A 25,019-nucleotide genomic window follows, 5' to 3' on the forward strand; every position below is an offset into this window, starting at 1 on the left:
GTAAGAAATGCCCAATGAGAAAAAGATAGAGCAACTTCTTATGCTCTATCTACTTAATATTTTTTTGTGTATGCACTTAAATATGTATCGTCACGCCCAACTGAAAAGCTCTGCCAGGTAATGGCGCAATATATTTCAAAGGAGAGTTTTGCGGTCGTGCTTCTTCATTAAGTAAATTAGAGCCATTTATAAATAGATCAATACTGGCATTCTTCAATGTCACTTTTTTACTAATATTTAAGTCAACCAAATTGTATGCAGGTAATGGAACTTCTTCACCTACGTTTTTCCCTAAATAGCGTGGTTTATCATAATAGAGACTAGACACCCTCGCCGACCAATCTGCAAATGTCCACTCAGCATTTGCACCGTATCGGTTCGTTGGCATATTCGGTAAATATATTCCATCATTGGCTAATCTCAGAGAATCTGGGTCAGTTGCTTTATTTTTTGTTAGATCTGCAAATGCACCAATTTTTAAGTCTCCAAAATGATGAAGTGAAAAAATATGCGTCACATCCACTTCAAAACCATTAACTTTGGTGTCAGTCTGTTTCCAGTACTTCAAAGGCAAACGGTTTCGCATTGAAGCACCTGAGTGCGATAAATATAAATAATCATCAAAGTTCATTTGATAAAGTGAAACCGCAATATTTGTAGAATCCCAATTCAGGTTGGTTGTTAATTCTAAGCCCTGCATTACTTCTTTATTTAGATTTTGATTGCCTTCTTCTTGCGTCATCACAGAGTAATGTGGGTTACTTGCGTAAAGCTCATTTATGTCAGGTGCACGTTCAGACTCACTGTACTGAAGTCTAAAACTTAAATAGTCTCTAGGTTTATATTCTGTACCAATATAAAAACTATTCAGATCAAAGGATTTATTCTCAAGCTTACTATTTGATGAATTACGGGCTAACTCAAAACTTTGATCTTGAATTTCATGCTTAACTCTTTCTATGCGATAACCTGTATCAAAAGAAAATTTATTTAGATCTATTTTTTCCTGAATGAAAAATGCACTCGCATCTGTATTTACATTTGGTAAATACCGCTCTTTACCTGAACCATTAACCTTTCTTGTATTTATAGAAGCACCAAATTCTCCGCTTATATGTCTGTAAGGTTTATGCTTCAATACGAATTCTGCAGCATCTGTATCAAATTTATACTCATTGGCATTTCGAGCACCAATATACTCACCAGATGTATTAGAAAGCCTAGAAGCTTTTATCTTTGTGTTCTCAATAAAACTTAGGGGCTCTCTAAATAGCGTGTCCACCGCGAATCGATTCTGTTTAATTTTTACACCAACTGGTAGGCCATCACTATAGATACTCTGGAAAGATTTATTTTCCATTGAAAAGCCCGGTACACCATATTCACTAGTTTTGTAATCGGCACTTAATCCAATATAACCGTTGTCTATAAAGTAGGTTGTCCCAATTGCCATGTTTTCATTTCTAGCATAACTATTACCCATTTTCTTTTTATAATTTGGCGTTACATCATTATTAATTTTGTTCTGTACATATTTTTCTGTACCAGGAACATAGTCTGGATTTGGATCATTAATAAATTCTTGTTGTGAACCGTTCACATAGCGTTTTGTTATTGCCTCATCTGTATATTTGGCTGACTCTAACCCATCATAATAATCATAAAAATTATCAGGATTTTTCGCGATGTTTTCTAAAACTTGCTTATCCAAGTACTTATTATGTGCTTTATTAAATATGTTCGATATTCTCGAATCTCTTTGGCACGCGTCTGCCAATGCAGAATTGACTCCGCCTGAACTCGGAAAAACTCGCGTATCGCAGACTGACGCTTTGCTATCTCCTGGTATCTTATAAGAAGAAATACTTTGGGTAGAAAATTGAATATTGGTACTTAAATTATTTTGGTTATTAACATTTATACGCATGCCATGCGCATTAAAATCATTAAATCCTTTTTTATAAGCTATATCTATATTTCCGCTTTTATCCTCTAATTCAGTTGGAATAAGTCCAGTATCAATATCAACACTACCACCGATTGAGTTACCACCATATCTAACCGAATTTGTTCCTTTATGAACAGTTATACTTCTTGTAAAAAGTGGATCAAACGGGATATTGATATTGCCACTAATTGCATTCATCCCATTAATTGCTTGCCCATTCTCAAGTATATTTACCCTATTACCAGCCAAACTTCGGATCATAGGTGCGCCAGCATTAGGTCCAAAAGATGTGCTTTGTACACCAGATACATCCTTAAGTGCATCTCCAATTGTATTTGCTGTCTCAATCCTCTCTTTTTTTACAATAGTAGAATCTTTCTTATTCTGCTCCACCATAATTTTGAGTGGATCTAAAGTAAAAATATCTTTTGAGGCATGTGTTTGATGCATAACCAATAAAATGAGTGTCATCAAAGTTGTGTGTTTCATTATCTAACCCGTAAAAATGAAATGTTATAACATAACATTTAATTGGGTTAAAAATTTTTAAGCATCTCTTTTTAGGTTGCTCAGTGATCTTTATCTGAGTAAATCCTGTCATAAATTTTCTAAACACAAATAAGATATTGTTAATTAATAACATTTTTTAATATAGATTCGTGCGTCTAAATCTTAGGAAAAATAAAGTATTCTAAGATGCTTTTACTCACTAACTTCTTTGACAAATAGATCAACTTTCTAGAAGTTGTCCTATCTCTATATTTGTGTAGCCCCGATCTTTGAATATTAAAACAATGGCTTGTTTATATTCATTCAAACTCGAAGATTTATATTTATTAATCAATTGAAGATCAGAATTAAGCTGAAGGTCATTTTTTATAGTCAATACGTGGGTAGAGACTTGATTAAAAATCTGGCAATTAAACATACAGGCACTCGTTATCCGCGTTATAGCGGCCCGACTACAACAAATACCTGCCTGAGCTTAGCTAGACACCCTTGGCCGAAAGGATTGCAAATTAAGACATGGTTTGCAAGTTTCCAGCTTTCAATGTGATAAAAACTATCCGTAAATGCTTAAAATTGATTAAAAAGAAATCAAATGACAATTTATTTCTAAATAATACAATGTAATTTATCTGGCCATGAACGTAAGAACTTAAGGCCCTTTGTATCCCTTATATTGCAATCACGGATATAACGGCATTTTTGCTATAGGCTAAATACTCAATCACATTGAAATAGGAAAGTAATCCAATGACTACTATTAATGTTGAAAGTATTAAGAGCCATGCGGACGTTATTGCCTCTTGCGGTACTAAAGTAGGTGAAGTAGATCACTTGCAAGGATCAGATCAAATTAAGCTTACAAAACATGGCGATGGACATCACCACTTAATTCCAGTTTCATGGGTGGGTGAAATTACAGACAATAAAATTGTACTGACTAAAGACTCACAAGAAGTCAAAGATACTTGGATTCAAGCATAGAAATTAAAAAAGCCCTCTATTGAGGGCTTTTTTAGTAAATAATTTACATGCTTAGACCTACATAGTTTTAGTTAAATTTCTACACTAAAAAAGCACGAAGGTTACTGTGTAAATTAATGAAAATGATTAGCTTTAAATTTTATCAAGCATATAAAAGGCCCTGATCTGAGAGCGGTTCTTAATCTATATCTATTACAAATTTTGTTATGTACTTAAATCGTAAGCATTAACTACAGTTGATTCTTCTTCGCAACTATTTAGTGATACCCTTAAGCACAAAATTCACCCAATCAAGTTCCCTTTTTTATGACACTTACGCCACCTTAAGTTTATTTACCCTCTAACTCAGTAAATAACTCATCACTATCTAGTGATGTGGTGTAATCGCTTGTGTGTCGTATATATCACGTCACTAGCCTATCTAAAATTCAAATAATCAGGCTATTTTATGTTATCCAATATCCAAGAAAAATGGTTTTCTAACATCCGTGGGGATGTACTTGCAGGGCTAGTCGTTGCTCTTGCACTAATTCCAGAAGCTATCGCATTTTCAATTATCGCAGGTGTAGATCCTAAAGTTGGCTTGTACGCATCCTTCTGTATTGCCGTAGTGATTTCATTCGTTGGTGGTCGCCCAGCAATGATTTCAGCAGCTACAGGCGCTATGGCACTACTCATGGTTACATTAGTCAAAAATCACGGTCTTGAGTATTTACTTGCTGCAACTATTTTAACTGGTGTCTTTCAAATATTAGCGGGTTATTTGAAAATTGCTAAGCTGATGCGATTTGTTTCTAAATCTGTAGTAATCGGCTTTGTAAATGCCTTAGCTATTTTAATTTTTATGGCACAGCTACCCGAGTTGACTAATGTCACTTGGCACGTATATGCATTGGTAGCACTGGGTATATGCATTATCTATTTATTCCCTTTAATTCCCCAATTAGGGAAATTACTACCTTCTCCACTTGTATGCATTATTGCAATCACATTATTGGCAATTACACTCGGATTTGATGTACGGACAGTGGGTGACATGGGATCTTTACCAGATACCCTTCCAATGTTCTTAATTCCCAACATTCCCTTAACCATAGAAACGTTAATGATCATTTTGCCCTATTCGCTAGCACTAGCGACAGTTGGCTTACTTGAGTCAATGATGACTGCAACCATCGTCGATGAAATGACAGATACACCAAGTGATAAATTTAAGGAATGCAAAGGACAAGGAATTGCCAATATTGCTTCAGGATTTATGGGGGGTATGGCTGGATGCGCTATGATTGGTCAATCTATGATTAATATTAAATCTGGCGGACTTACTCGCCTATCAACATTCTCTGCTGGAATTTTTCTTTTATTGCTCGTCGTCTTTATTAGCGATTGGCTGAAGATTATTCCAATGGCCGCGCTTGTAGCTGTCATGATTATGGTTTCAGTCAGTACCTTTGAATGGAGTTCATTAAGAGCCTTTAAGCACAATCCTAAAAGTAGCAATATTGTAATGGTCGCAACGGTGATAGTTGTAGTTGCAACACATAACTTAGCCTTAGGTGTATTAACAGGCGTTCTATTGTCTGCATTGTTCCTTGCGAACAAGTTAGAAAATGATATCCATGTGGAAACGACTTTAGATGGTACTCAACGTATATATGATTTACATGGTCAAATCTTTTTTAGCTCTTCTGAAAAATTTATACAGAGTTTTAATTTTAAGGAAGATATAAATACGGTGATTATTGATTTAACACATGCTCATATTTGGGATGTCACATCAGTCGCTATGCTTGACTCAGTCATCAGTAAATTTCAAAAGAATGGTGTGAATGTTTCTGTACGTGGTCTAAATGAAGCGAGTACCAATATGATTGATAAATATGGTACACATGCCAAAATTTAAGGTCAGAAGATTGTACATTTAAGTAGAATCTGTACACGCAATCCACGTTTTATATTTTAGAAGAATATTGATTCTATTCGTTCCACCTTTTATATGCATTTGCTAATTTAACGTCATAGCTATTATTCGCAAATACAATGCCATTATAGCCACGTGCAAAGGCATTCCAATCCTTATTTTAAGTGCATTCACTTTGATATATCGACACATCGCTTCTTCTTTGCTCGCTCTGTAGATTGGAAAAACAAAACCCCGATGCTTTCAACATTGGGGTTTTTCTTTGGGCATAAAAAACCGCCCTAAGGCGGTATAAATTACAATTTAGTATTCAGCTCTTGTCGGCATCAAGCCATTAACCAAAGCTCATAATATTCTTGGATATCTGGGTTCAAAAATTCATCATTTTCTGAGTCATAGTTAAATGGTTTGTTTTGCAAAAGTTCAGTGCTATTCAATGATGTTAAATATTTTTTTAAGAATTTCTTAAAAGATTGAATCTCATCTGGAAAAACACTTTCTTCATCCCACAAAATTGTATGCATGGAAAAGGCTCACAATTTAATCTAATGTGCGAATTATAGTGTCAACAAATCAACCATACAAGAAATAAGTGTGACTTAATTATCAATAATAGAATAATATTGGGCATGAACCTTGAATCTAAAGTTGGAGCTGAATACTAAATTTCGTCTTCAAAGGATACATTCCGCTTGGCGACCAATCTTGTAGCACGACGCATTTCAGCTTTTGCCAGAAATATCTTACCAAAATGACGACTACACATCATCACGAAAACGTGCTTCAGGTTGGATCCCTACAAGTAAATGTTCGCTTGCTAGGGTATGAGCTTTACAGCACCGTTATTTGGCTAAAATAATTGACTCATTTGGAATTTCCTCATCAGGATTTAGGCTGATTTTGTAATCTTCCTCAGGAGGTAAATATCAGTTTTTCACATTGGCCCAATACCATACGCTTTTTAGCCATATAGGTATCAATTGAATGGGGAAAAAAGAAAATCCACATACATTCGTTCGCATCTGTATGGCTCTGCTATACAACAACCTAGGCGCTACACATAGAACGCAGGTCTTTAAATGTTAGGCATTCAAAAACCTCCCGAAGGAGGCTTAGAGTTAAAGAGCTTATTCATTTAAAGTGGATAAATCTAGCGTCTGATTTGGAACTGGGGTGTCTTTTGGGATTAATTTATAATCTTTCTTATTAAAGCGTATCGGACAGCCTTTATAACCCCATTTGGTGACTATGCTTTGATCAATCTGAAAAACACTAGTACACCCGATAATTATGTATGGATTACTCATCCTATATACATAAACTTTGCTTGTTGCTGAGATTTGCTTTACTTGCTCGGGTTGCCCCCATTCACGCAACAATTCACGTTCAGATGCACCAACAAAAGCATTCATTTGATCACTATGAGTTTCATAACGCTTACTACTCCCCGAAACTGTAGCAGTTGGGGATAGTGTGCAAGCTGATAAAATCAAAAAAATACCCAAAATACTAAGCTGGGCTAAAAATTTCATTATTGACTCTTCTTATTCATAACTGAGTCAAAATACCATTAGTAACTGAGTAAAACCACTAAAATTCCCCCAACAAGTTAATATAATCCTGCCACCAATAAGAAAAGAAAAAACCGCCAATACCTACATAATGCATTCCCATTGTGATGCAAACTGATCCTAGTGCTGGAGAACACACAACTTGCATCACGATAAAAAGTCAGATGCTTAATAATCCCATAATCAACTTTGAATATAATTCATATAAAAAATACCCGTGGTCATAGAAAGCAACGGGTATATAAACTGTAAAATTACAAATAAGCATTTCAATATAAATTCTTATGATCATGAGACTTCAGCAAGCGCTTGTTCTTCTAAAGTCATGCGACGTTTTGCAAAAACCTCTGCAAAGGTTGCTGGACGTAGTAAGTGGCTTAATGAAAAACTTCTATTCCCATCCAATAGCAATCCTGCACCTTGAACTTTATAAACTTTCACTCTTACAAGATACTGATAAATTTTCTTCCATATCCAATCCTCCAAGGCTTGAATGAAAAGCTCGATCCTTAAAATCAAGCTTTTAAACTTGCAAATCCATAGATAGTGAGTTTACCTACTTTACGCAGGTATTAACTTTTCCATTTTTTCACTATTCGATCTGTTTCGTTCAGCTCATTAGGTGTTAAAACACGAGTATTTAATGTATTAAAAAACCCACTTATTTCTAAGCGGGCTACCCCTATATCATTTGCGCTGATTCAGGTTTAAGTACATTTTGTACGGTGGCTAAAAATAGGATTAATTTCGCATAAACACAAATATATTTTTTTATGCATTTTAAAATTCCATTTTTTAAACTGATATCAAGATACCCCACAATAAAAAAAGCCTACTACAGGATGAGCAGGCCAAAAGAGAACACCGGTCAGGTGTATCCGAAACTACAGTAATTTCTTGCGGTGATTTTATGTACGTTTATATAACCTTACATTGGCGAAATATATCATATTATTAATGATATTCAGTTTAACCCATCACACTATCTGTCTAACTTAAACATCAATACCCGTACAACTCAGCACTACAATAGATAGTTGATCTGCAAAGCAATATTAAGAAAAAAGAAAACCCTATTACCATGAAAGAATAGGGTTTGGCACCGTAATAAGTTCGGTTAACTTACAGCTTTTCTTTATCATTCTAAAAAAAACCTGCTTATCTCTCCCAAAATAAGCAGGTTCACATTCGCTGATTCTTAAATCTTAGTTTTTTTATTTCTTGCCGATAAATATATAGGCCAAATATTTCAGAAATATTAATAAAATATGATTTTTCACATAATCAGCATTTAATAATTTAAATTACTATAAGAAACTAATCTTTGGTGCACTTAACTTCAAATTGATACTCATCTTGGGTAACTTTGATTTTTATATTCTTATATTTTCGTTTGTTAGGATCCATTGCTGAGCCTGCTACAGTCTCAAAGAACTTACGATCATCCATTAACTCAGCGTAAGCTTTATATCCTAATAATATTTTTTCAGGTTTTTTTCCTTCAGCTACTAATTTACTAAGAGTATCTTCTAGTTTCTTAACTGTTAAAATAGACATACCACTTAAAGCTCAAAATAAAATTTTATTATGACTCTTGTTTGTGAATATACAATGTCAAAAAAGCCCACGATTTTACCCCAGAAAAACAATTAATAATAAAATTTAAAGGTTACATTCACTTGTCCTAAATTTGTCCTTCTTGCACTTCAACAGTCTATAAATTTTTTTTTGTAGAACACCATAAAAATCAATTAATTTTCAAAATCTTATAGATTTTTTCATGAAATAGCCCAAATTCGGTCTATTTTTTACTTACAGTGGAGATCGCACTACTCCTGAAAACATATTATTGTGGAACATACTTACCCGTAATGGATTAAGTTTAGCCAATGTTGGGCTATGGATGTCTCGCCTCGTCTGAAAGAAGCGAGCATGTCCACTCGGCCTCACAATTAGATTCTAAATAGGCCCATCAAGATATATTGAAATTAATATTTCAAAATGGGCCATATCTATTTCGTTTTTCCTTCTGGAGATTTTTGACTGATCTAACAATCATGTAGCAATTGATGATTACATATTTATGTTCGCTTGCTCAATTTAATCATTTTTGGGATGTTGACCAAAAAAATGCTGTAAAGCATCCTGTACCACGATCTGCCATACTGCATACGAATGCCCGCCAGTATATGTTTTAAATACAACATCTTGGCCTTTCGATTTCAAGTCATTGGCCACTATTGGAGAAGTATTTAAAATACTCAATTCATTATGTGCTCGCGAAGTTTCATAACTATTTGCTGAAATGAACCAATGTTGCTTAATCGGTAGAGCTTGATTACGGATGATACGACTCATGCCATTAGGTTCATCACTTTTTTCTTTTTGCCACCAAAATGATCCAGATAAGGGTACGACATGGCTAATCTGTGTTGGATTTTCTAACGCAATATATGCAGAGCTTAAACCACCTAAACTCGATCCGAGCAACACTGTTTTATGTGCATCGCGTTCAATCTGCTGGTCTAACCACGGTAAAAACTCTGTTTGGAAAAAGTTCGAAAAATCTGTGTTAGGTGTAAGTTCCTTTGGACGAGTCTTTGCATCAATTGGATCGATAAATACTGCTTGAATAGGAGGTAATTTGCCTTGTTCAACTAAAATATCTAAAGCTTTTGGAACTTGTAACAAATTGGCATATTCATTACCATCAAAAAATATAGCCGTAATATAGCTTTGCTCTGGTTGCTTTTTAATAGATTGATAAATTGTGATCTTGCGTTCATTGTTTAGTATATTACTTTTTAAATTCAATGTCTTAAGTTGTAATGAACGTTTTGCATATTGTGATGGGTTGATGAACTTTGGCGCTTGATCCAACACTAATATGTTTTCATTTCTGAGCCCATTAATATCTTTATCTAGTAATCGCTTGGAATTATAGGCATCAAATTGGAAGGAATCGCGCAGCGCCATACGTTGCTGACGTGACTCTTTAAGCTCAGTATTAAGATGAGGACAGTAATTGGATAAATACCCATCTACATTCTTGATATCAACAGCGAAACTATAACTCCCAATAAAATCATTTTGAACGATGACTTCTTTAAACCAAATATCTGTATTGGGTATACGTGTTAACCATTCATGATCGTTGCTTGGCCCACCGACTAAACGTACGTTATGCTTTGCACCTCGCCATAAATAAATCACTCGACTTGAAGATTTACTAAGTTTCTCAACCACTGGTGTCTGAATCGTGGTGATCTGATTCCAAAATTGTTCAATTATTTGACTGCGTTGGCTTTCTGGTACGGTTGCTAACTGCTTATTTAAATTTATTAATAAATTACTTGTAGGTTGTACTGCCTCGCATGGGGAAGCATATACAAGGCGATGATTTTTATCATGAATAGATTCAGCATGTGTGAATTGGTGCAGTCCTATTCCCTGACACAACAATATCATCATCAAAACTTTCTTGCCCATTACCCCACTCCATTTATGATGTATAAACGGCCTGAATAATAACACTTAATTTTAATAAATGATTATCTTTTGCATTTACAAAGTTGCTTTTACTGGCTTTTATAACTGAATAAGAGCATTAAGTTTAAAAAATAATTAAAGGGGCCCTCATCAAAATAGATCACTTCTTAATTAATGAAAAATTTCTCATAAAAAAATGAGGAATTATTTCCTCATTTTTTATCTTAGACCATTAATATTGCACTTGACCCGGAATCCAGTTGGTACCCGCCAGTGGCACTCGTGCCATTGCTGCCGCCTCAACATTGAGTGCAACTAGATCTTCAGGATCAAGATTGTGCAAATGTGACTTACCACATGCACGTGCCATTGTTTGTGCTTCCAGCACCAACACACGTAAATAGTTCGCTAAGTGACGACCACCTTCTACTGGATCTAAACGCTTAGACAGTTCAGGATCTTGTGTGGTAATCCCCGCAGGGTCACGGCCATTTTGCCAGTCATCATAATAGCCAGCACCTGAACCGATTTCTTTCAGATCTTTGTCTAAACGCGGATGGTTATCTCCCAGTGCAATCAAGGCAGCTGTACCAATTGCAACAGCATCTGCACCCAAAGCCATTGCTTTAGCAACGTCTGCGCCAGTACGAATACCGCCTGAAACAATCAGCTGTACTTTACGGTGCATCCCCATTTCCTGCAAAGCTTGAATCGCTTGCGGAATAGCTGGCAAAATTGGAATGCCCACATGCTCAATAAATACTTCTTGAGTCGCGGCAGTACCGCCTTGCATACCGTCCAGCACAATAACATCTGCGCCCGCTTTAACTGCTAACTTAACGTCATAATATGGACGACTTGCACCGATTTTTACGTAAATCGGTTTTTCCCAATCTGTAATTTCACGGATTTCCGCAATTTTGATAGCCAAATCATCTGGACCTGTCCAATCAGGATGGCGACATGCACTACGCTGATCAACACCGACTGGTAAAGTACGCATGCCCGCAACACGTTCTGTCACTTTCATGCCCAATAGCATACCGCCACCGCCTGGTTTTGCGCCTTGTCCCAATACAATTTCAATTGCATCTGCTTTACGCAAATCATCAGGATTCATGCCATAGCGAGATGGTAGATATTGATAAACCAAAGTATCTGAATGTCCACGTTCTTCAGGTGTCATACCGCCATCACCTGTAGTGGTTGATGTACCCACCATTGATGCGCCACGGCCTAAAGATTCTTTAGCGTTGGCAGATAATGCGCCAAAGCTCATACCAGCGATGGTGACTGGAATTTTAAGGTGAATCGGTTTTTTAGCGAAACGCGTGCCCAGCACCACATCTGTACCGCATTTTTCGCGGTAACCTTCTAATGGATAACGCGACATACTTGCACCTAAGAGCAGTAAATCATCAAAATGTGGAACTTTACGTTTGGTACCGCCACCGCGAATATCATAAATACCTGTTGCAGCCGCGCGTTGGATTTCCTGTATTGCCAAGCGGTCAAAAGTAGCTGATTCGCGTAATACAGGTTCAAATTCTTGGATAGTTTGAGTCATGATTTATTCTCCATTATTACGCAAAATTAGTATGCAGATGCATTATCGACTTTAAAGTTGTATAGCTGACGTGCAGAACCGTAACGCTTGAAAGATGCTGGATCTTCATTAAATCCTGCCTTTGTCAGCAATTCCGCGAGTTCCTCTAAATGTTCCTGACGCATTTCTTTTTCAATACAATCCGAACCTAAAGATTTCACTATTCCTTTTACATAAATGCGGGTTTCATACAATGAATCACCCAATGCATCGCCAGCATCGCCACAGACGACCAATCGACCAGCTTGCCCCATAAAGCAGCTCATGTGCCCAATGCTCCCCCCCACCACAATATCGACACCTTTCATCGAAATTCCACAGCGTGCACCTGCATCCCCATCAATGACCAATAAGCCACCATGTGCAGTCGCACCTGCCGCCTGTGATGCATTGCCTTTAATATGCACCGAACCTGACATCATATTTTCTGCTACGCCCACGCCCACATTGCCATTTACAATCACATTGGCTTCTTGATTCATACCTGCGCAGTAGTAGCCTGCATGACCTTCAATTGTGACATTCACAGGTGCTTTAATACCGACCGCAATATTATGCTGACCACCTGGATTTGTGACTGTCCAATCCACAATGCTTTCGGTTAATTCTGCTGTATGCAGTGCTTGGTTTAGATCTCGAATGCTATCAATACTTAAATCAAATTCATCTTTTAAAATAGAAGTGCTGATTTTTTCCGCCAATGCTGTATTCATAAGTTGTATCCTATTTTCTCTATTTTTTGTCTTAAGCTGCTTGTTCTGAATTACGTTCCCACACATACAAAGTGGCAGGTTCTGGTTCCCATACTTTGGCTTTATCAATATTTGGTAAAGATGCCAATGCTTGATATTCAGATGCCATCGCTACGTAATCGTCTGTTTCTGCCAGTACAGCAGGCTTACACGCAATTGGATCACGAATCACCGCAAATCCATCTTTAGTACCAATTGCAAAGGTAAAGAAACCATCTAAATCACCTAAGGCATTATTTAGTGCTTGTTCTAAATTATCGCCTTGTTGCAAGCGCCATGTTAAATAGCCAGCAGCCACTTCAGTATCGTTATCTGTTTCAAAATGAATGCATTCACGCTTCAACTCTTGGCGTAAGCGGGCGTGGTTAGACAAAGAGCCGTTGTGCACTAAGCACAGATCTTTACCAGTAGAGAATGGGTGACTACCTTCCATCGTTACAGCGCTTTCAGTTGCCATTCGGGTATGGCCAATAATATGACTGCCCTTCATATTGGCTAAACCAAAACGCTCTGAGATTTCAGCTGGTAATCCCATGCCTTTTAAAATTTCGATGCTTTGCCCTACACTCATGATTTTTAATTGTGGCGCGATTTTTTCAATTGCACTGCGAACAGCGTCTTCTTCAGTTTTGGCTTTAATTACCGCAGCCGTCGCATTTTTGAACCAATCCATTTCAGTGTTCAGTTCTGCTTTCAGTGCTTCTGCAAATGCTGTCCAATCAAAGTTTTCTTCAACTGATTGTAGGGTTAACTTCACCCAGCCATCTTTGACTTCATCACCATAAATCGCAAAGCCTGCGCTATCTGGACCACGGCCAGTCATCGATTCAAGCATGGGCTCGAACAATTTGCCCAGTTGAGATTCCAGCGCTAGATTTTTTAAATATAAACCGACAATTCCGCACATAATTATTCTCCGATTAATGCTGTTTTTTAATTCAAAATTTGGTTTCATTTTTTGATGAAATAGATTTCATTACTTCATCACTCGCTGCTTTTAAAAAATTTAAAAGAATTCTGTGTAGCGTTTAATTTCCCAGTCCGATACATGGCGACTGTATTCAACCCACTCCATACTCTTTTGATTAATAAACTCGTCTACAATGTCTGAACCGAGCTTTTCTTTAAACAAAGGGTTGGCTTTTAAAGCTTCAATGGCTTCTTTAAGTGATTGAGGTAGAGTGCCAATCCCACGCGCTGCAATTTCTTCAAGCCCAAGGGTATAAAGGTTTTCATTACATGCAGGTGGTGGTGTCAATTCACGCTCTATACCATCCAGCCCTGCAGCAATAATTGCAGCCGAAACTAAATAGGGATTGCAGCCAGCATCGGGTAAGCGTAGCTCAATGCGCCCATAGGGAATACGAACCATAGCGGAGCGATTATTTGAACCGTAGGCAATAAAGGCAGGTGCCCATGTTGAGCCAGATAATGAACGACCAACGACAAGGCGTTTATAGGAGTTCACTGTTGGAGCACAGAACGCGCATAAAGCAGGCCCATGCTCAAGTAAACCTGCAATGAAGTGATAGGCCATTTTAGAAAGGCCCATACCTTGTGGGTCAGCATCATCATGGAATAAATTGCTAGATTCTTTACTGCCAATTGACAAGTGAAAGTGCATACCATTGCCTGCACGTTTCGGGTCTGGTTTTGGCATAAATGAACACACAATTCCCAAATCATTGGCAATTTCACCGGCTGCCATACGAAAGAACGTGAACATATCAGCCGAGTTCATGGCATCGCTATAGGTATAATTAATTTCAAACTGGCCATTTGCGTCTTCATGATCAATTTGATAAATATCAAAACCCACAGGAATGAGTGCTTCAGTTAAACGCTCCAGAAACTCACGTGAACGTGACAAGCCTTTATAGTCGTAGCATGGTTTATCCAAATTATCAGAGTCATCCACTGCTTTTAGCTGGCCGTCTTCACTACGACGGAACAGGCTAAATTCTGGTTCCAAACCTGTATTCAGCGTCCAGCCTTTTGCAGTTAAACGCTCAACTTGTTTACGTAGCACATAACGTGAATCATACGAATGCGGTTGACCATTCACATAGCCTTCACATACCACCCGTCCATAACCCGGTTGCCAAGGTACAGGCGTTAAAGTAGATAAATCGCCTTTAACCATAAAGTCTGGTCCATGTGGCTGCATGCCCATGCCTGAAATTGCAAATCCTGCAAATCCCACTCCTGCACCTTCAATGGCTTTTAGCCCTGAAATTGGAACTGATTTGGTTTTTGCTGAACCATGAATATCTACAAATTGTGCCAATACATATTTTAATTGATGATCATCGATAACCTTTTGTACTTCTGGACGGTACTTCGGCTTGGTGATGATATCTTGTTCTTCTTCAAAGAACTCTTTTACAACGGCCTGCTGGAACATATTTGACATACTCCCGATATGACAAAAAATGATATTTGGCTCGAATAATGCAAAGAATTTATTGTTCTCTAGTATTATTCAACAGAAGAAAATTTCTTTCCTATTAGGAAAGCAATTCTCTTGCCAACTTTATTTTTAGACAGAAATAAATTGTCGTAATCGCTTAAAAGCCTTAATATTCCTACAGGGAAATAAATTTTCATAAATTTAATCTCTGCATCTTCGGTGCTTGTTTTTTAATTTGAATTAAGAGACAGCATCAAGTTCAGATTCAAAACAGTGCGAGTTGATCCATAATGAGACAAAATAAAAACAGCCTTAAACTTGAACAATATATTGGTATCCAAATCAAGCGTTGCCGTCAGGAACAAGGTTTAAAGCTAGCGGAAGTCGCTCAAATTGCAGAGATTAGCCAAGGTATGCTGAGTAAAATCGAAAATGCTCAAGTTTCCACTAGCCTAGAAACCCTGAGCCGATTATGTGAAGTGCTTGGAATTCCACTTTCTACTTTATTTAGCCAATACGATCAGCAAGAAAGTCGTGCCATGATTGTAAAATCAGGCGAAGGTATGGAAGTGGTTCGTCGCGGTACGGAAAAAGGGCATACATACCACTTGCTAACCCATTCGCGTGGCCCACGTAAAAATTTCGAAGCTTATTTAGTCAGTATGGATGATGCTAGTGAAGAATTTCCTACATTCGCCCATCCCGGAACTGAAATGCTTTATTTAGTGGAAGGTGAAATTAAATATCGTCATGGAGATGAAATATTTGATATGAAACCTGGCGATTGTCTTACGCTTGATGGTGAAATCCCACATGGACCTGCTGAACTCGTTAAAGTTCCAATTCGCCTGATCTCGATGGTGAACTACGGAGAAAATCAGAGCGAATAAGAATGCCGATACACATGCAATGAATGACTTTATAGAGGATGGCTTAACCATCCTTTTTTTATGTGCCTCTCAACCCTAATTATTTGAATAAATCTTTATATGGAAAAGCATTTTCTAATGAGTCAGCGGGTTCATTTTGGATTGATGAATGTCCTAAAGTTGAGGGGACTACCTCTTTTGAGATATAGACTTTGGCCAATCATAATCAATACTATTAAGGGTTGTAATATGGATTTCTGGTATATTTAAATAAATGAATATAAATAATATTTATTAATAACTGCAAAAATGGTACAGGATTTGCATCTCAACTCATGAAAGAAATATTCCCTTTAATAATATCCATTCAAATTCAGATGGGCTTAGGCATGTAAATCTAAATTCATGAGATTCAGGAGCAATTCATGATTGTGAACAGTTTAAAAAAATTAATCATACTCTGTATGCTGTTTTTCTCCACCGCTACATTTGCTGCAGACCCTATAGATGCACCCGCAACTGTTTGGGTCATGGTCTCAATTGTCATCGTGTTGTTAATGTTTATTCCGGGGCTAGCGCTTTTCTACGGAGGCATGGTTCGTTCTAAAAATATTTTATCAGTATTTAGCCAATTTTTTGCGATTGCCAGTATTGTTGGTATTTTATGGGTCGTTATTGGTTATTCACTGATGACGGATACAACAGGCATGGAAGCAGGCGTTTATAACCTCAGCAGTTTTGTGGGGGGGGTGAATACCGCATTTTTATCTGGCATTACAGCTGACAGCATGTCAGGTGGCATTCCAGAATATATTGTGATTACTTTTCTAATGACTTTTGCCATGATCACACCTGCAATCGCACTTGGTGGTTTTGCTGAGCGTATGCGGTTTGGTGCAATGGTGCTATTCGCTGCACTATGGACAGTTATCGTATATGGCCCACTAGCGCATATGGTTTGGGGCGGTGATGGCGCATTATTCCATAACTGGGGAGTACTCGACTTCGCTGGCGGGACGGCAGTTCATATCAGTGCAGGTGTGACATCTTTTGTTGGCGCATTAGTCTTAGGAAAACGTAGAGGTTGGCCTACTACACCTATGCCACCACACAATGTCGTTTTCGTTTTGATCGGAGCAGCATTTTTATGGGCTGGCTGGTTTGGGTTTAACGTTGGATCTGCACTCTCAATTGGTGCATCATCATCACTTATTTTTATAACCACGATGCTGTCTACATTAGGTGGAATTGCTGGCTGGATGTTTATAGAGAAAATTTCAGCTGGCCATGTTACTGCATTTGGCCTTGCTTCTGGTGCAATTGCTGGTTTGGTAGGAATAACCCCCGCGGCTGCATACGTTGGCCCATTCGGTGCAATAGTTATTGGCTTTTTGGCCAGCATTTCTGTGTTCTATGCCATTACCGTATTAAAGCGTAAACTTGGTGTTGATGATGCACTCGATGTTTTCTCTGTTCATGGTATTGGCGGCGTAGTCGGCTGTATCTTGACAGGAATTTTCTGCATTCCAGCCTTAGGTGGCAACGTAGAAGGCATCTCTGTAGTTCCTCAAGTTCTTGCTCAAATTGCCAGTGTTCTCTTCACTTTTTTGTATGTCGGTATTTTGTCTTGGATTCTCCTCAAAATTGTCGGTTTGATCATTCCTTTACGAGTAGATGAAGAACAAGAAGAAATCGGATTAGATAAAACAGATCATAATGAAAGTGCTTATAATCATTAAAATATTCAAGTATTTAAAATAAGAGCTCCGGCTCTTATTTTTTGCACTTTATTTTTCATTCCACACAAAATAATCAAATAAAAATGTCTAAGCCACAATTAAACTACAATATATCTGAGCCTATTCGAAACAGTATTGTCTTATAAAGAATCATGAATCAATAAATGGATATTTAGTCAGCTCAATCTCTCAATCTGGTTATTTCTAAATCTAAAAAATTTTATGTACAAATGCTCAGTGATGATAAAACTTTTAAATTAAAATAATTGATCACTGAGTATGCCTTAATGACCAACTACTCTGAGTCTTTGCGCATAATACAATCATCGTACGAAAAAACTTAAGGTATATCCTACGTTTGAAATCAATTGAGTACAGACAAAGCATTTGAATCACGTATATGCAAATGACCACTAATTAAAAAACGTACTCCAAAAGCACAGTTAAAAAATAAACCCACTAACGTCATAGGAAAGATCGCCAAAAAATATTGGAATGCTATTTAAAATTTTTTGAAAAAACGATTTTTCAGCACATCACTATTTTAAAAAATTTATGGTACTGGCGAATATTTGGGACGGGACGTAGATAAAACTCAATATAACTATAGATAAAGTGTGAGCATTGTAAGGTCAAAGCGCGATGAATCATTAAGGATATTGACCGTGATGTGCAGCAATAGCTCAATCAAAACACTGCTGCAGCTTTTTCCACTGGTAAAATAAATAACCGCCAGCATGTTCTGACGGTTATTAGAAACCTATATCGACGGAATTTGACTTAACTTATAGTAAGCCCTGAATACCAATGGCTTTACCGTCAAATTCAGCAATCGCATCTAACAGTACATTCCACAAATACAGTGATGAAGCACGGTCACACAAGATATTGAATTTTGGCGCTTGTGCATCACTTACATTCATAACAATCGCATTAATACGGGCAACTGAAGTTTGCGCGATTTGTCCTACTACAAATGATTCTGCAGAGAGATCAACAGCACACAGCTTGGCCATAACAAAGGCGATCGAATCCCCTGTCAGCTGAATCCATGCATGACTATCCTGACGGGGTAATAAATAATTCGCACGATGATCCATCGTCCAATTGCGTTCAAGTTCAGCCAGACGTTCGCCAAAATCTTTAAAACCACCTAAAAGCATATATTCGAGTGTAGATAAACGCGCGACAATGCTACCATCTGATTGAATCACAAATGTATTTGGCGAATCAGGCAATTCAAAGCCTACTTGCTTCAGATAAGTTGCGCTGTCTGTTCCGCGAAATCCTACACGCGCTAAGTGTGTTAAATCGATTAAAGCTGACTGAGCAATTTGCTGTTCTGTAGATGAACTATCCGTTAAAAACATTTTTCCAGAACCCAAAGCCTCATAAGCTGGCGAAGCACTTTGAATTGGGCTACGTTCTGCTGCATATAATGGATTCATAATTAAATCTCCTGACGTGCGCTTTGCGGATCATAAAAAGGCCCTTTTACAACGGTGCCATGCACACTTGCGCCTTTTTCTACACGAATTTCAAATTGTTGGCCCACATCACTTTGTTCGATACCAACATAGGCCATGCCAATAATTTGATCTAAAGTCGGTGAATATTCACATGAGGTAATATTGCCAGTAATACGTTCACCATTCAGCACAATATGGCCTTCAAGCGGTTTCTCTTGTGATTTATCCAGTACAAATGAAACCAATTTGCGTTTCATTGGTTGCTGTTCCAAGATTGAAATCGAGCGCTTACCCACAAACCAAGGTTTGCTTTTGGCTACCGCCCAACCTAAATCCACTTCTTTCGGATGCGACATGCCGTCCGTGTCTTGGCTAATGATGATGTGGCCTTTCTCTAAACGTAGTAGACGCTGACTTTCTACGCCAAAAGGCTTCATTGCAAACTCAGCACCAGCTTGCATCAGTAGATCCCACATAAACTGACCATAGCGTGCTGGGAAATGGATTTCATAGCCCAACTCGCCAACGAAGCCTACCCTTAGTAAACGCACTGGAATTCCTTCGATCGTTCCCTCACGAAGCCCTAAATACGGAAAAGCTTCATTGCTTAAATCGACGTCTTTACAGACTTTCTGCATCACTTTACGGGAATTCGGCCCTGCAATATTTACAGCAGCATAGGCTGTAGTGACATTGGCAATATCAACATTCAAGCGCCACTGTGCATTCCACTTCAGCATTTGCTGATAAATGCGGTCTACACCACTGGTGGTGGCTGTCACATAGAAGTGATTTTCACTTAAACGCCCCGCAACGCCATCATCAATTACCACACCATCTTCTGCAGTCATCACCGCATAGCGGGTTTTGCCTACAGGTAATTTGACAAAACCAAAGGTATAAAGGCGGTTGAGTAACTCTGCACTGTCTGGGCCACGAATGTCCAAGCCACCCAGTGTGGACACATCAATCATGCCAACATTTTGGCGTACATTGCGTACTTCATTTTCAATGCTTTGCAGACGTTCAGACACTTGACCATAATATGCGGGACGTTGCCAATTTCCCGCAGGCATCATTTGTGCGCCCGCTTGAATATGACGCTGATGCATTGGCGTTTGGCGGTAAGGATCAAAGCCACGGCCTGCGATATGCGCCAGCTTTTCTGCTGTAAATGGCGGACGTGCAGTCGTTACACCCGTTTCACTTACGGTACGATCCGTATATTTTGCGACAAGACGTGCCGTCGGCAGTGCAGAATGGCGACCTTGAGAAGGCCCCATACCAACCGTTGAAAAACGTTTGACCAATTGCACATCACGGTAGCCAGATTTAGTCGCATTAATAATGTCGCGGATTTGCAAATCTTCATCAAAGTCGACAAATTCTTTGCCTTTAGGGTGTTCAAAGATAGGCCAAGGAAAATTCACTGCTGCTTCATTAAAATGCAACTTCTGCTGGTTGTCACTGTTACCTAAAATCATATTGATCGCATTTTTAGCCGTTTGTTCAGCATCCTGAATAACGTTTTCAATATCGTGAATACCCGCTGCAGAGCCAGTGACTTGCAATCCTGTAGGCAATCCAGAAATCGTAAATTGAGATTTTTTGTCGTTATAGTTTAGCTTAGCACCCGCTTGGCACAGTAACTGATACACAGGCATATAGCCTGAAGACATGGCAATGGTATCGCAATCTATTGTTGTACCCTGAGTGCTAACTTTACCTTCAGCTGTAATGCTACGGATATCCGCACCTATTACTCGTTGCATGCCTTTGCTGTGTAGCGCTTCGTAAACTGTGCTTTGCAAATGAACTGGAATTTTATGCTGCTTAACAGCAATTTGCAGAGCAGGATCGGCAGCGCCTGAACGCATATCCACCAGAGCCGCGACATGAATCCCTGCTTCAGCCAAATCTAATGCAGCGAAATAACCATCATCATTGCCCGTGAGCAAAACGATTTTTTGTCCCGGTTGTACCGCGTAGAGTTTGATTAAGCGCTGTACCGCACTGGTCAGTAATACGCCAGGCAAATCATTATTACGAAAAACCACAGGCTGATCGAAACTGCCCGTTGCCGCAATACATTGCTTTGCACGTACTTTATACATGCGTTTGCCTTGTATCACAGGTAAGTAATGATCGGTAAACCATGCATTACAGATGGCTTGATTCATTACGGTAATATTTTGATGTGCTTGAACTTGAGCAACCAATTTACGAGATAAAGCCTGCGCCGTTTTACCCTCAACATCGAAACGTGCATAGTGCAAACTGCCACCCAACATTTTGTCCTGCTCAATCAGCAGCACTTTCATGCCTGCCTCGGCAGCAGTTAATGCCACCTGCAATCCAGCTGGCCCTGCACCAATCACTGCAATATCAGTAAACAAATAGGCTTTATCGTAATATTCAGGCTCAAAATTTAAATCTAAAATGCCAAGACCCGCTTTTTTACGAATCATCGGTTCCCACAGCTTCCATACACCTTTTGGTTTATAAAAAGAACGGTAGTAGAAACCAACAGGCATAAATTTTGAAAATTTCCCAAGAAATGCGTCGGAATCTTTGAGCAATGAACCCGAATAATTTTGTCCCATCACTGATAGGTTGGACTGAATTTCCTGCATATCTGCAAGTACATTCGCTTCATGAGGCAGTTGAATCAAAGTATTCGCATCTTGGCCAGCCATGGTTAATGGCGCACGTGGACGGTGATATTTAAAGGATCTAGACATAATCCAGCGCTGGTTGGCAATCAATGCACTGGCAATTGTATCCCCTGCAAAACCCTGAAAACGTTGCTGATCAAAATCAAAACTAATCGGTTTTGTACGGTCAATACATGTACCATAAGGCAAAGGGAGTCGGTTTTTCAGTGTTTCGCTCATGCAGGTTCCCCTTGTTTTTTTTCTGTATTTTCAATTTTTGTTGCATTGGCGCTGTCAAAATCTACACGCTGATTGAAAATCTCTTTGGCATCAAAAGTACGAATAATTTCATCTGTAACGGTATGGCGCTCTGCGATGAACCAGTAACTACTTGGCGTATGCATCCACCACTCCAAAACCACACCCGCGATATTACTTTTATTAAACACATAATCTGCCCATTCTTCATCTGTGCAGGTATTTTGATCTGGGATTGTTTTAAGCTCACCGCCATAGGTGAATTCGCTAATATTGCGTGCGCCATTTAAGGGGCAAATCATAATTTTCATGGGTTGACTCCTGATTAGTGGCTGGCTGCAGTCGCGCCCATTTCATTAACTTGCTGAAAACGGCTGAAACGTGAGAGTTCAAAAGGTTTAATTAAATCTGGGGTTTGTCCCGTTGCAACCAACTCCGCCATGGTTTTTCCGCAGATAGGTGTTGATTTAAAGCCCCAAGTGCCCCAGCCTGCATCTAAGTAATAATTGTCATAAGGTGATTTACCCATAATTGGACTGTAATCAGGGGTCATATCTGTAATGCCAGCCCATTGACGCATGAGTTTTACATTGGCCATAAATGGGAACATTTCAATGGCATGTGCCAGCAAGCTTTCTTTTAAATCCAACGTTGATCGGCTGTTATATAACGGATAAGGATCTGATCCGCCACCAAAAACAATTTCGCCACGGCTGGTTTGCTGTACGTAGCAATGTAGAGCAGATGAGCTGACTAATGGATTGATAAAAGGCTTAAAAGGTTGAGAGACCATCGCCTGTAGCGGAAAAGTATGAATAGGTGATTTAATATTGAGCTTATTCATTAAAATACTGGATGCACCAGCAATGGCCTGAACCACGCAACCACATTGAATCGTGCCGCGGTTGGTTTTAACCGCAGTAACCTGATTCTTTTCGACCACAAAATCCTGAACTTCAGTCAACTGATGAATTTCTACACCGCGTTTAGCCGCTTCTTTGGCATAGCCCCAAGCTACGGCATCATGTCGTGCAGTTGCACCATCCATATGCCATAAGCCTGCCAGAACAGGTAAATGTGCAGGATCAAGATTCAGACAAGGGACCAGTTCTTTAATTTGTTTGCGGTCAATCATTTCGGTGCGACCACCAAAATGCTTATTGACTTCTGCACGCTGGCGAAATGCGCGAACTGTTGAATCCGTGTGTGCTAAAGTGAGCTGTCCACGTTCGGAATACATAATATTGAAATCAAATTCATTGGATAAATTTTTAAATAAATCCACAGATTCGGCATAGAATTTAACACCTTCAGAAGTTAAATAATTTGATCGAATCACAGCCGTGTTACGCGCAGTATTACCACCACCGACATAGGCTTTTTCTAAAACTGCAACATTGGTGATACCTTGGTATTTTGCCAAATAATATGCAATCGCCAAACCATGACCACCTGCACCAATAATCACCACGTCATATTGCTTTTTCAGCTCCTTTGGCGGAGGCAAATCAACTTCAACAGGATATTCACTGCTTAATCCATATTTGAGTAAACCAAGTGGCATGGCATATTCTCCAAGGCATTTTAAATGCCGTATTTATTTTTAAATTTGTTTTGCCTGCATGCGCGCAGCTTCAAGTGTATTTTTCATGAGGTAAGCAATGGTCATTGGGCCAACACCACCTGGAACAGGTGTAATGGCTTTCACTGTATTGCAGACATCCTCAAAGTCGACATCACCAACAAGGCGGTTTTTGCCATTTTCCTGAATGCGATTAATACCAACATCAATGACAACGGCGTCTGATTTCAAATAACTTGAATCAATCATTTTCGGTTTACCAACTGCGGCCACCAAAATATCAGCTGTTTTGCAAATGTCTTGAATATTGCGTGTACGTGAGTGCACAATCGTAACAGTACAACTTTCTTTGAGTAGTAACGCCGCCATAGGTTTGCCAACAATATTAGAGCGACCAACAACTACAGCATTTAGGCCAGATAAATCATCACCCAATGTATCTTTGAGCAAGCGGATGCAACCTGTCGGCGTACAAGGTGTCAATACATCTCGCCCTTGGCTTAGCCCCCCAACATTCTCGCTGTGAAATCCATCGACATCTTTTAATGGATCAATACGCTGTAAAACTGCTGTTTCATCAATATGTGCTGGAAGTGGTAATTGAACGAGAATGCCGTGAACAGATGCATCAGTATTCAATTCATCAATTTGCTTAAGCAATGTTTCAGCATGAGTTTCTGCTGGCATCCGGTATTCCAACGAACGGATGCCTGTGTATTGTGCCTTTTCAACTTTGTTGCGGACATAGACATGACTCGCAGGATCATCTCCAACCAATACGACAGCTAAACAAGGTTCTATCCCCTGCACTTTCATACTTTCTACTTCGGCTTTAATTTCTTCCAGCACAGTTTGTGCAGTCGCTTTGCCATCAATAATGTGTGCTTCTGTTGTTGTGTGTAATGCTATATTCATTTGAACACCACTGTACGGTCATCATTAAGGAAAACACGATGCTCGACAAAGTATTTCACGGCTTTGGACAATGCGACAGTTTCAGTGTCACGCCCGACAGACACCAAATCATCTGGTAGATAAGCATGATCGACACGCTGCACTTCCTGCTCAATGATTGGGCCTTCATCTAAATCGCCTGTGACAAAATGCGCCGTTGCACCAATCAGTTTTACGCCACGCTCAAAAGCCTGATGATACGGTTTTGCACCTTTAAAGCCGGGTAAAAATGAGTGGTGAATATTGATGGCACGTCCAGCAAGTTGCTTGCAGAGATTATCGGACAGAATTTGCATATAACGCGCT

General features: G+C 38.9%; 21 protein-coding genes and 2 pseudogenes. 4 read left to right on the forward strand and 19 right to left on the reverse strand.

Annotated elements, in window-relative coordinates; translation table 11 throughout:
- Positions 1-76 precede the first annotated feature (76 nt).
- Together D9K81_RS05475 and D9K81_RS18650 are read right to left on the reverse strand one after the other, a co-directional pair.
- On the reverse strand, positions 77-2,437 hold the full coding sequence (locus D9K81_RS05475) for a TonB-dependent receptor (RefSeq protein ID WP_120374164.1): 2,361 nt from the start codon (positions 2,435-2,437) through the stop codon (positions 77-79).
- Positions 2,438-2,678: 241 nt separating this feature from the next.
- Positions 2,679-2,876, reverse strand: a complete 198-nt coding sequence (locus tag D9K81_RS18650) for a hypothetical protein (protein ID WP_120374165.1) — start codon at positions 2,874-2,876, stop codon at positions 2,679-2,681.
- A 329-nt stretch (positions 2,877-3,205) separates the two neighbouring features.
- Here D9K81_RS18650 and D9K81_RS05485 point away from each other — a divergent pair, with 329 nt between their 5' ends.
- A complete protein-coding gene (locus D9K81_RS05485; protein ID WP_120375992.1) occupies positions 3,206-3,439 on the forward strand; it encodes a DUF2171 domain-containing protein in 234 nt (77 codons plus the stop codon).
- A 448-nt stretch (positions 3,440-3,887) separates the two neighbouring features.
- Positions 3,888-5,342, forward strand: coding sequence for a SulP family inorganic anion transporter (locus tag D9K81_RS05490; RefSeq protein WP_120375993.1), 1,455 nt, complete (start codon positions 3,888-3,890; stop codon positions 5,340-5,342).
- A 73-nt stretch (positions 5,343-5,415) separates the two neighbouring features.
- On the opposite strand, the pseudogene D9K81_RS18840 reads toward D9K81_RS05490, so the two are convergent.
- The 11 genes and pseudogenes from D9K81_RS18840 to glnT form a co-directional block, all read right to left on the reverse strand.
- A pseudogene (locus tag D9K81_RS18840) lies at positions 5,416-5,597 on the reverse strand (N-acetylmuramidase domain-containing protein); the annotation flags it as partial.
- Positions 5,598-5,686: 89 nt separating this feature from the next.
- The gene (locus tag D9K81_RS05500; RefSeq protein WP_120375994.1) at positions 5,687-5,884 is read right to left on the reverse strand and encodes a hypothetical protein; all 198 of its coding nucleotides are present in this window, start codon (positions 5,882-5,884) and stop codon (positions 5,687-5,689) included.
- Between the two features lie 140 nt (positions 5,885-6,024).
- A pseudogene (locus D9K81_RS18845) lies at positions 6,025-6,168 on the reverse strand (terminase); the annotation flags it as partial.
- 319 nt (positions 6,169-6,487) lie between these two features.
- Complete coding sequence (locus D9K81_RS05510) at positions 6,488-6,892, reverse strand: hypothetical protein (RefSeq protein ID WP_120375995.1); 405 nt, start codon at positions 6,890-6,892, stop codon at positions 6,488-6,490.
- A 327-nt stretch (positions 6,893-7,219) separates the two neighbouring features.
- Entirely contained in the window at positions 7,220-7,372 is a 153-nt protein-coding gene (locus tag D9K81_RS18400; RefSeq protein WP_171406880.1) for a hypothetical protein, read from the reverse strand.
- A gap of 876 nt (positions 7,373-8,248) precedes the next feature.
- The gene (locus D9K81_RS05515; protein WP_120375996.1) at positions 8,249-8,488 is read right to left on the reverse strand and encodes a hypothetical protein; all 240 of its coding nucleotides are present in this window, start codon (positions 8,486-8,488) and stop codon (positions 8,249-8,251) included.
- A gap of 543 nt (positions 8,489-9,031) precedes the next feature.
- The gene (locus tag D9K81_RS05520) at positions 9,032-10,420 is read right to left on the reverse strand and encodes an alpha/beta hydrolase-fold protein (RefSeq protein WP_227602109.1); all 1,389 of its coding nucleotides are present in this window, start codon (positions 10,418-10,420) and stop codon (positions 9,032-9,034) included.
- A 232-nt stretch (positions 10,421-10,652) separates the two neighbouring features.
- Positions 10,653-11,987, reverse strand: coding sequence for an FMN-binding glutamate synthase family protein (locus tag D9K81_RS05525; RefSeq protein WP_120375997.1), 1,335 nt, complete (start codon positions 11,985-11,987; stop codon positions 10,653-10,655).
- 26 nt (positions 11,988-12,013) lie between these two features.
- Positions 12,014-12,739 carry a GltB/FmdC/FwdC-like GXGXG domain-containing protein gene (locus D9K81_RS05530; protein WP_120375998.1) on the reverse strand — a complete coding sequence of 242 codons (726 nt, stop codon included), beginning with the start codon at positions 12,737-12,739 and terminating at the stop codon, positions 12,014-12,016.
- A gap of 31 nt (positions 12,740-12,770) precedes the next feature.
- The gene (locus tag D9K81_RS05535) at positions 12,771-13,685 is read right to left on the reverse strand and encodes a class II glutamine amidotransferase (protein ID WP_121523152.1); all 915 of its coding nucleotides are present in this window, start codon (positions 13,683-13,685) and stop codon (positions 12,771-12,773) included.
- A gap of 99 nt (positions 13,686-13,784) precedes the next feature.
- Positions 13,785-15,182, reverse strand: coding sequence for a type III glutamate--ammonia ligase (gene glnT, locus D9K81_RS05540; RefSeq protein WP_227602110.1), 1,398 nt, complete (start codon positions 15,180-15,182; stop codon positions 13,785-13,787).
- Between the two features lie 296 nt (positions 15,183-15,478).
- On the opposite strand from glnT, the gene D9K81_RS05545 reads away from it, so the two are divergent.
- Positions 15,479-16,078: a helix-turn-helix domain-containing protein gene (locus tag D9K81_RS05545; RefSeq protein WP_120376000.1), complete on the forward strand. Its 600-nt coding sequence runs from the start codon at positions 15,479-15,481 to the stop codon at positions 16,076-16,078.
- Between the two features lie 404 nt (positions 16,079-16,482).
- Positions 16,483-17,796 carry an ammonium transporter gene (locus tag D9K81_RS05550; RefSeq protein WP_120376001.1) on the forward strand — a complete coding sequence of 438 codons (1,314 nt, stop codon included), beginning with the start codon at positions 16,483-16,485 and terminating at the stop codon, positions 17,794-17,796.
- A gap of 785 nt (positions 17,797-18,581) precedes the next feature.
- Here the strand turns inward: D9K81_RS05550 and D9K81_RS05555 are convergent.
- From D9K81_RS05555 to D9K81_RS05580, 6 genes are all read right to left on the reverse strand, one after another.
- Positions 18,582-19,244, reverse strand: a complete 663-nt coding sequence (locus D9K81_RS05555) for a sarcosine oxidase subunit gamma (RefSeq protein ID WP_120376002.1) — start codon at positions 19,242-19,244, stop codon at positions 18,582-18,584.
- Positions 19,245-19,246: 2 nt separating this feature from the next.
- Positions 19,247-22,159 carry a 2Fe-2S iron-sulfur cluster-binding protein gene (locus tag D9K81_RS05560; protein WP_120376003.1) on the reverse strand — a complete coding sequence of 971 codons (2,913 nt, stop codon included), beginning with the start codon at positions 22,157-22,159 and terminating at the stop codon, positions 19,247-19,249.
- Positions 22,156-22,488, reverse strand: a complete 333-nt coding sequence (locus D9K81_RS05565) for a sarcosine oxidase subunit delta (RefSeq protein ID WP_120376004.1) — start codon at positions 22,486-22,488, stop codon at positions 22,156-22,158. Before D9K81_RS05565 ends, D9K81_RS05560 begins: the two co-directional genes overlap by 4 nt.
- A 14-nt stretch (positions 22,489-22,502) precedes the next feature.
- A complete protein-coding gene (locus D9K81_RS05570; protein ID WP_120376005.1) occupies positions 22,503-23,741 on the reverse strand; it encodes an FAD-dependent oxidoreductase in 1,239 nt (412 codons plus the stop codon).
- Between the two features lie 39 nt (positions 23,742-23,780).
- Complete coding sequence (folD, locus tag D9K81_RS05575) at positions 23,781-24,674, reverse strand: bifunctional methylenetetrahydrofolate dehydrogenase/methenyltetrahydrofolate cyclohydrolase FolD (RefSeq protein WP_120376006.1); 894 nt, start codon at positions 24,672-24,674, stop codon at positions 23,781-23,783.
- Positions 24,671-25,019 (reverse strand): formyltransferase family protein (locus tag D9K81_RS05580; protein WP_265936184.1); only part of this gene is annotated, 349 nt, incomplete at its 5' end. The genes D9K81_RS05580 and folD, both read right to left, overlap by 4 nt.

This window comes from Acinetobacter chengduensis (assembly GCF_003664645.1).
In the GTDB taxonomy this organism is placed as follows: domain Bacteria; phylum Pseudomonadota; class Gammaproteobacteria; order Pseudomonadales; family Moraxellaceae; genus Acinetobacter; species Acinetobacter chengduensis.